6 protein-coding genes and 3 pseudogenes are annotated in these 7773 nt (G+C 66.0%); all 9 read right to left on the minus strand.

The features are described 5' to 3' along the window. Nucleotides 1-659: 659 nt before the first annotated feature. Nucleotides 660-1688 (minus strand): annotated as a pseudogene (locus SRB17_RS44870) (UvrD-helicase domain-containing protein); the annotation flags it as partial. Nucleotides 1689-1999: 311 nt separating this feature from the next. Then, nucleotides 2000-2566 (minus strand): DUF3710 domain-containing protein, encoded by a 567-nt coding sequence (locus tag SRB17_RS48815; protein WP_153547955.1) that lies wholly within the window; start codon nucleotides 2564-2566, stop codon nucleotides 2000-2002. Then, the gene (locus SRB17_RS44880) at nucleotides 2563-2808 is read right to left on the minus strand and encodes a DUF2283 domain-containing protein (RefSeq protein WP_323377623.1); all 246 of its coding nucleotides are present in this window, start codon (nucleotides 2806-2808) and stop codon (nucleotides 2563-2565) included. The genes SRB17_RS48815 and SRB17_RS44880 overlap by 4 nt, the downstream gene beginning before the upstream one ends. Nucleotides 2809-2846: 38 nt before the next feature. Further along, a pseudogene (locus SRB17_RS44885) lies at nucleotides 2847-3608 on the minus strand (transposase family protein). An 86-nt stretch (nucleotides 3609-3694) separates the two neighbouring features. Beyond that, the gene (locus tag SRB17_RS44890; protein ID WP_153547957.1) at nucleotides 3695-4219 is read right to left on the minus strand and encodes a hypothetical protein; all 525 of its coding nucleotides are present in this window, start codon (nucleotides 4217-4219) and stop codon (nucleotides 3695-3697) included. A 712-nt stretch (nucleotides 4220-4931) separates the two neighbouring features. After that, the gene (locus SRB17_RS44895) at nucleotides 4932-5606 is read right to left on the minus strand and encodes a nucleotidyl transferase AbiEii/AbiGii toxin family protein (protein WP_323377624.1); all 675 of its coding nucleotides are present in this window, start codon (nucleotides 5604-5606) and stop codon (nucleotides 4932-4934) included. After that, nucleotides 5603-6052, minus strand: a complete 450-nt coding sequence (locus SRB17_RS44900) for a hypothetical protein (protein WP_153547959.1) — start codon at nucleotides 6050-6052, stop codon at nucleotides 5603-5605. Before SRB17_RS44900 ends, SRB17_RS44895 begins: the two co-directional genes overlap by 4 nt. A 321-nt stretch (nucleotides 6053-6373) precedes the next feature. Beyond that, nucleotides 6374-7171, minus strand: a pseudogene (locus SRB17_RS44905) (IS5 family transposase). A gap of 299 nt (nucleotides 7172-7470) precedes the next feature. Next, complete coding sequence (locus SRB17_RS44910) at nucleotides 7471-7620, minus strand: transposase (protein ID WP_194294377.1); 150 nt, start codon at nucleotides 7618-7620, stop codon at nucleotides 7471-7473. Nucleotides 7621-7773: the final 153 nt, after the last annotated feature.

Raw genomic sequence — 7773 nt, forward strand, 5'->3', positions numbered from 1 at the left:
TCCCCGCCTAGCGGGGAGAGGCAGATGTGACCCGTGACCGCCCTGTCGTAGGGGGCAGTCGGGAGCATAAACGGAGCCGTCACGATCCGAGTCAGCAAGCTCGGTCGTTCATGGCCGAGTAGTTGACTCGCGCCTTCCGACCCTAGGATGAACAGGTCAAGCTGGCCCCATGTCAAGGTAATGCAAAAGCGATGTTCGCTGGCTATGGCTTGAAGCGGTGCCTTCACGCCAAACGGATCGCGCCGAACGGACCACCGTTCTGCCGGGCACGGACTTCTAACCAATCGACGGCCGGTTGAACCTCCGGAACCACTTCACCGAGGCCAGCGCGTCGGTCCCCCAGGGAGATCAGCAAGGATCCAGCCACTGCCGTCCGGGAACCGAAAGCACCCGAGAGCCTGACGAACCCGATCAGCATGCTCAGGGACATGCGGCAGTTGCTCCCGCCCAACGATGCATCGTCGTCCAACTCATCGGCACGGCGGCCCTCGACACTCGTCGTTCCGCGGCCAGTTACTCGCCCCTGCCGCCTGGCTCCGTTGCCCCGTCTTCCTGAGCCTGGTCGAGAAGATCAACGCTCTGGGCGATCCAGCGCACCTCGCCCACCCAACCGTCCACTGAACCAGCGGCGTGAACCGGGCCGAGGAGCCCGGCTGGCCTCAATAAGCTGCGGCAGGCTGGTCCTGGCTTGCGATGTCCGGGTTGTCGCGGATCCAGGACAGACCACCAAGATCCAGTCGCTGGCGGGTGCGGGTCACGGCCACGTAGGCCAGGCGGGCTTCGGCGTCATCGACCGGATAGTTCACCGCCGGGCTGCTGTGGTCTTCCAGTTGGCGGCTTTGGGGCCGGCGGAAGTCGTCGGCAATGAGTACGCAAGGCCATTCGCGTCCTTTGGCCTTGTGGGCGGTGGAGATGGTGACTTGGGCGTGCGGCTGGGGGACGAGCTGGGCGACGGCTGCGAGGATGACGTCGGTGCCGTGGGCGTCGACGACGTTGACCAACGGCTGCAGGTCACGTCCAGCTGGGTCGTGGGCGGCGTAGTCCTGCAGGTCGCCCCAGGAGGGAAAGAGGACCAGCTCGGGATGGTGGGTGTGCCGGCCTTCTTTGAGGTCACGGGCTGCCTGGGCCAGGGCCCGCAGGCCGTCTCCTCCCCCAGCCAGGGCGACGCGAAATCCGGCGGTCATGAGCGTCATGACCTGGGCCATGGCCCCGACGTTGGTGCGGCACAGCACAGCGTCAGGACTGGTGACGGGACCGATTTCGGTGGGCACGGTGGGGCTGCCGGTGAGTCGGATAGGGGCGTCGGCCAGGCGGAGCCAGCGATTGGCTTCCTCGGCGAGGTGGGGGCCGAAGCGGAAGGACTGCGACAGGGTGAGCTGGGCGCCGTGAAAGTCGGTCATGACGTCTTTTGCTCCGCGCCATTGGTAGATGGCCTGGGCGGAGTCGCCGACCATGACGAGCTGGGCGTGGTCGCGTTGGGCGAGGAAGACCTGTTCCACGACGGGGTTGGTGTCCTGGGCCTCGTCCAGAAGCAGGTAGTCGGCGTCGAGTTTCGGCCGGGTGAGGGCCCAGATCTTCAGGTAGTCGTCGTGTTCGCAGCGAACGCAGCCGTCGTCGGGGTTTTGCAGGTCCGTCCAGGCTTTGCGGGCGGCGGGGACGATGTGGGTGGCGAGTTCGCGGTGCAGGTCTGGTCTTCCAGCCGTTGCACCCTTCTCTACGCGCGCGTGAAGCTGATGCGACAACTCCCCCACTCGCCCTCACCCACACCTCACGGGTCCAGACGCGCATGGAGCACAGCGCGGGAGACGTCAAGGGCGAAATCCCTGTTCAAGGGATGGTTGGCGAGCGTAACCGGCGCGGCTGGTGTCCGTTGCGCCCTGCATGGGCGAACCTCTCGATCCCGCATTCGGTATGCCGGAGTCCGCGCCGCTGGGGGGCGTCTTCACGCGCGCTAAGCGGTGAGCCGCACTCGAAGAGTGGCCCACCAACGAGCGCGCGCTCACCGGCCGGCGGCGTCCGGAATGCTCAACGCAATCGCCACCCCATTCTCCCTCGGTGAGAACGACGGTACGACAACGGTGGATGCGAAGAGCCGGTACGCCCACTGGTCGGCGCTCTCTGGGGCTGCGCCGGCGCCGGTGACAACGCCGCGTAGCAGCCAGTCGGGGCCGTCGTGTCCTAGGAATCTGACCTGCATGACTTTCGTAGATCCATCAGGTCGCGTCGTCGGTACATTCGCCCGGATCTCCACGCCAGCGGGACCAGACCACTCTTTCGCGGATCCACCGCCTCGCATCATCTTCCCGTACAGCTCGCCACGGATCACATCCCAGTTCCGGCCGGGGATTGCGTGGAAAGCCTGTAGTTGGAGAGCCGTGGAGCCTCGGACCACAGTGACTCCGCATACACGGCCTTCACTGCGCACGGCGTGCAGCGTGAAGTCCGTTCCCGCGGGGATTCTCAGTCCGCCGAGATCAATGGCGGGCAATTCCTGAGACGCTGAGGCTTTTCCAACCTGCGCCGGTGGCTGTGCAGGCAGCAATCGCCGGGCTGCTCCCGAACTCAACTTCCCTCGGAATCCAGCCGCTCAGCGGCTTGGAGCAGGTACTCGGGGAGCTTCGACGTGGCGGCTAGGACCTCGATGCCGATGAGACGGCCTTGCTCGTCGAAGTCGAGGTTGATCATGCCGTCGACATCGATCGGATCGCAGGGATAGGTATGTGCCGATCTCACGCTGACCTGCGGGTCGGTGAAGTATATGTACGCCGCATTCACGGTCTTGTCGTAGGTGACTTTGACGTCAGGCACGATGCTGGGTCCCTTCCGTGTTGTTGATCCCGGTCTCGTCAGTGCGCTGCGGGTTGCAGGGCGAGGATGGCCTTGACGATGGTGGTGATGCGGGTCGTACTGCAACGGAGTTTGCGCAGGAGGCGCCAGGTCTTGAGGGTGGCCATGGCCTGCTCGCCGAGGGCTCGGATCTTGGCGTGGGAGGTGTTGACGGCTCACTGGCCTTCGGAGAGTTTGTCCCAGCGACCGCGGTAGGGGACACGGACGGTGCCGCCTGCTCCTTGGTACGCCTTGTCCGCCCAGCAGCGGACGCCAGCTTGGGCCAAAGCGGCCGGGATGCCGTGGGAGCGGGCGGCCTTTATGTCGTGGACCGCTCCCGGTAGTGCGGGCGAAGCCCAGAGCAGGCGGCCGAAGGGGTCGGTGATGACCTGCACGTTCATGCCGTGCTTCTTGTGTTTGCCGGAGTAGAAGGGGCGGTCGGCGGCGATGCGGTCGATCGGCAGCAGGGGGCCGTCCAGGATCACGAACGCTTTGGTCGCCGCGGTGCCGACGGCTTGTTCAAGCGTGGGGGCGAGGGCGGCCAGGACGTCGACGGCTTCGCGGATGTAGCGGTAGACGGTGGCGATGCCGACGTTGAATGCCGCGGCGAGCTGGCCATAGGTGTCGCCGCATCGCAGGTGCGCAAGGGTGAGGAGTGCCTGGCGTCCCGCTGCCAGGCGTCGCCACCGGCTGCCGATCTCACGGCGGCGCTGACGCAGGTGACGGGCGAGGAACCGCAGGGTCGAACTGGACAGGTCGATCCCGGACGGGTAGACAAGCACGGAAGCTCCTGGCGGACTACGGGTGATCTTGGTCGTGAACCCGTCTACCGGGAGCTTCACTGGGTTGTACAGACCTCCGCGACCAACTAACCACCCTCACCAGGAGGTTGGAAAAGGCTCGCTGTCTCCGTCACATCCCTCGGCCCTCCTCGGTCCCCGGAACGCACTATTCGCAGCGTTTCGTCCTGGAACTCCTCAGCAAGGTCGAGGAGTTCATACGCCGCCGCCTCGGTCACCCCTTCGCCGTCCAAGAGTGAGCGGAGCAAGGTGACGAGGGTCCGGATGTTCAGGAGACCGTGCTCGTCACGCGCACTCCGTACAGCTTCGATGTCACCGAGACACGCCTGAATGAGCAGCACCTTCTGCGTTCTGCTCAGCTCACGAGCAGGGACACGCGCCACGACACGGTCGATATCCCCGTGCTCCTCCTCCCACATGGGGCGGATCATCACTTGAGCAGCCGCGAACACGGTGACTGCAGGCGACTCCGGGTCATCGATGGCTGACGAGTCATCCAGATCGACGAGCCGCTCCCCTTCGTTCAGCGAGCCGCTCCGCCGAAACTCCGTGATCAGTTGCCAAGCTGTGAATTTAACGGACACCGCGGACACCCTGCCACCATCTCCTTAGCTTCTGATACCCCCGAGCCGCAACGATGCCAACTGTGATGGCACTGCTCACGGGGCTCACGTCTCCGGCCGCGCCTTGAGCATGCATCTGCCCTCAGTCCTTGGCCATCGTCGTCCCAGCACCAGGTGCGCCCGAGAGGGAGCTGGAACGCGTCTTGGCCACGTCCGCCGCCTCTTCGCTGGCCCTCCGAGTCTGGCCCCGCTCCGCCGATCCCAGATTTGGCGGATTGTAACTCCCAGAATCCGGGTCGAAGAGGTCCGTGACATCCAGATGAGAACTACTGATGACACTGAAACGAGAAGCCGCAACCAGGACCTGGACTGCTCGCTCGAGACGGAAACCACCCAGCTCATCAACCAGCTCCTGGGCGGCCCGGACAGTACGCATCTAAGATCCGCAAAAGGGTGAGCAATTCCAGGCGATCACGAACATTGACTACGGTCAGTAGTTGCGGTTTATCGGGCTGTTGTGATCTTTCGCAGCGGTTGCGCACCAGCGCTCCGTACCCTTCCGGCCATGGACGCAACGCAGCGGGAGCAGATCCGGTGACGAGGAAGCAGTGCCCGCCGCAGCTGCTTGTAGACCTCCACCGACACCCCAGGGGTATGCAGGGATGTCGGCGAGCATCCTGAGCCGGACCCGACTGCCCACACCTCGGGCCTACGCCTCGGGCTGTTCCAACCGGTCCCGGTCCTACTCGCCCATATGCTCCTCGCGCAGCAGCTGGCGGCCGAGATCGTCCGCCCACTCCTGGGCCCAGGACAGCAGGTCATCGATCAGTTCCGGGCTCGCGCCATACGCCTCGAATTCGGCGTCGTCGATCCAGGCGAGTCCGGTCAGACGGGACTGCAGGGACTCGAGATCGAAGCGGTCGCGGGCGTGGCGGCGGCCGAAGTCCTCGAGGTCGGTGGTGGTCCAGCGGCGCGAGGCGGCGAAGACGTCCAAGGCGTCGCGAGCCAGGCCTCGCTCGGCGAGTGCGCGGACCTTCGTGCCGACGACATCCTCCTCCGCGAGCACCGGCCCGTAGGCGCTCGCGGCGACCGGCCTGGAGAAGACTTCCTTGAGAATGTCCACCTCACACGTGTCCCCGCTCTCAGGGCGGAGGTCCGTGGCGTTGAGGCGTGCGGAGAGCGGGGCGATCTCGATCACCTGGATGTGCCAGCCGCGTGCAGTCAGCCCATCGGTGAGGGTACGGACGATTTCATCCATCGGTGCGGGGCTCTCGGTGGCGACATCAAGGTCCTGGCTCGGGCGTGAAAGGAGTTCATGGGCCTGGACGGCGTAGCCGCCGGTGATCACCAACGGGTAAGGGGAACCGATGGCCAAGACGTCCGCCAGCAGGCGGGCGTGCAGGGCGGGGAGTTTCACGCGGCCGCCGCACCCCGGTGTGCGCGCCGTCGGGCGGGTGGGCGGGCAGCCGGAGCATCGGCCAGAGCCTGCAGCTCCGGGAACGCCTCTTCCCACACACCGCAGACCGTGGTCGACACCAGGCTGCGCAGTGTGGGCCACAGCTGCAGGAGGGTGTCGCGGTCCAGCAGGCTGCACAGGTCCTCACGCATGCCTTCGGCGAGGACGGTGCGGTACAGGCTCATGCGCTGGCGCTCGTTGCCGAGGTCGAAGGCGCGCAGTCCAGACCAGACAACGGTGCCTGGCGGCTCCACGACTCCGCGGACGGGACCTCGCAGTTCCGCCAGGGAGTCCGGCAGCCGGCGCCGGAACTTCTCCCGGTACAGCTCCACGTCCGCGCCACTGGGGCCCGCGGTGGCGCGGACGGAGGCCTGCGCGGGAGCGGGGTACTGCGGCGTGGCTGACATGCCCCCATTATGACGGCTGCCGCGCAAGGTCGGAGGCAGGAGGAGGGAATGCCACCGATCGGTCGGGGAGAGTAAGCGCAAAGAGCGACATCCGTCCCAGCCCTCGAACGATCTCTGCATCCGACTGCGCCTGCCTGGGGACAGACCGCTCGTCGGCGATCCGGTGACCTCGGTTGCGCAGACGAAGTCAGGACCAGCCCAAGGGCGAGGACAGCGAGACAGCGACCAGCCGTCGGCCCTGGGCCAGCCACGCGCACGGGCCGCATCGAACGGGACGGCGAGGGCGACCGCCAGGAGGTTGCCGCTGCTTAAGAAGTCATCTCATTTGGCGAGTCGGCGGTAGCAGATGAGGGTGCAGGCGATGCTGGTGAAGGCCAGGAAGTGGTCGGCTTTGCGTTCATAGCGCCGGTGGAGTCGGCGGCAGCCGGCGAGCCAGCTCATCGTGCGTTCAATGGTCCACCGGTGTCGTCCGAGTCGCTGCGAGGTCTCGACGCCCTTACGGGCGATGCGGTGCCGGATACCGCGCTGGGATAACCATCGCCGCAGGTGGTCGTAGTCGTAGCCCTTGTCGGCGTGGAGCTTGCCGGGCTTGCGCCGCCGGGGGCCTCGTCGGGAGCGGACCGGCGGTATGCCCTTCACCAGCGGGATCAGGGCCTGGCTGTCATGGACGTTGGCGCCTGAGATTCCGACGGACAGGGGCAGGCCGGTCCGCTCGGTGATCAAGTGGATCTTCGAGCCGTACTCGCCGCCCATTAGGATTCGGGCCTGTCAGGTCCCCCTTTTGAGGGCTCGCATGTTCACCGAGTCGATGGCGCACCTCGACCAGTCCAAATCGCCCCGCGAGCCCAGTTCGTCGAGTACCAGGCGGTGCAGCTTGGCCCACACCCTGGCCTTCGTCCACTCGGTGAACCTGCGGTGGGCCGTTGCCCCGGACGGCCCGAACGAGGCCGTCGGCAGTTGCTGCCACGTGCAGCCCGACGTGGCCACGAACACGATCGCGGCCAGCACTTCACGGTCGCCATGCCGCCGTCGGCCACCGCCCTGAGGCCGTGTCGGTGCCTCAGGCACGATCCGCTGGAACAGTTCCCACAACTCATCCGGCACAAGCCGCTCAACGATCGCCACCACGGCCAACAGCCTACCGAACCAAATGAGATGACTTCTTAAGCGGCCACAGCAGGGGTTCGAGCTGCTCGTTGGACAGCTGCCCGCCGGCCGCGGTGGCAAGGCCGTTGCCCTCTTCTTGACGCTGTCTCCCGCATACGAGCAGTGCGAGGCCAGCCCCGAAACAAGCCCAGGAGGTTGGACGCCGACCGCGGCTACGCCTTCGACAAGGCGAGCCTGCGCAGCCGGTGCAGCTCTTCGCGCTCGGCCGTCGTCAGCTCTCCCGGCGCCCCCTGCCCACCGTCGATCGTGTCCTACTTGACCCAGTTCCGTAGTCCCTCGGCACTGATCCCGATCTCCCGGGCCACCTCGGTGACGGTCTTCCCGGAGGAGCGAACGAGCGCGACCCCGTCCCGTTTGAACTCCTCCGTGTACCGCCTGCTGCGGCTGCTCTTACTTCCCACCTGGCACTACTTCCTCTGGAACCCTCAGTGGCTGTTGTCGTTCCGATCTTGAGGGGTGGCCCTCGAACGGGAGTCTCGATCGGGTGATCGCCGTCGGCTGTGGGCATGAAGGCAGGGCCTCTTGGTAGCTCGGGGTTGCGAAGCCAACCGAGA

It is taken from the genome of Streptomyces sp. RB17, from assembly GCF_009604455.1.
Taxonomy (GTDB): Bacteria; Actinomycetota; Actinomycetes; order Streptomycetales; family Streptomycetaceae; genus Streptomyces.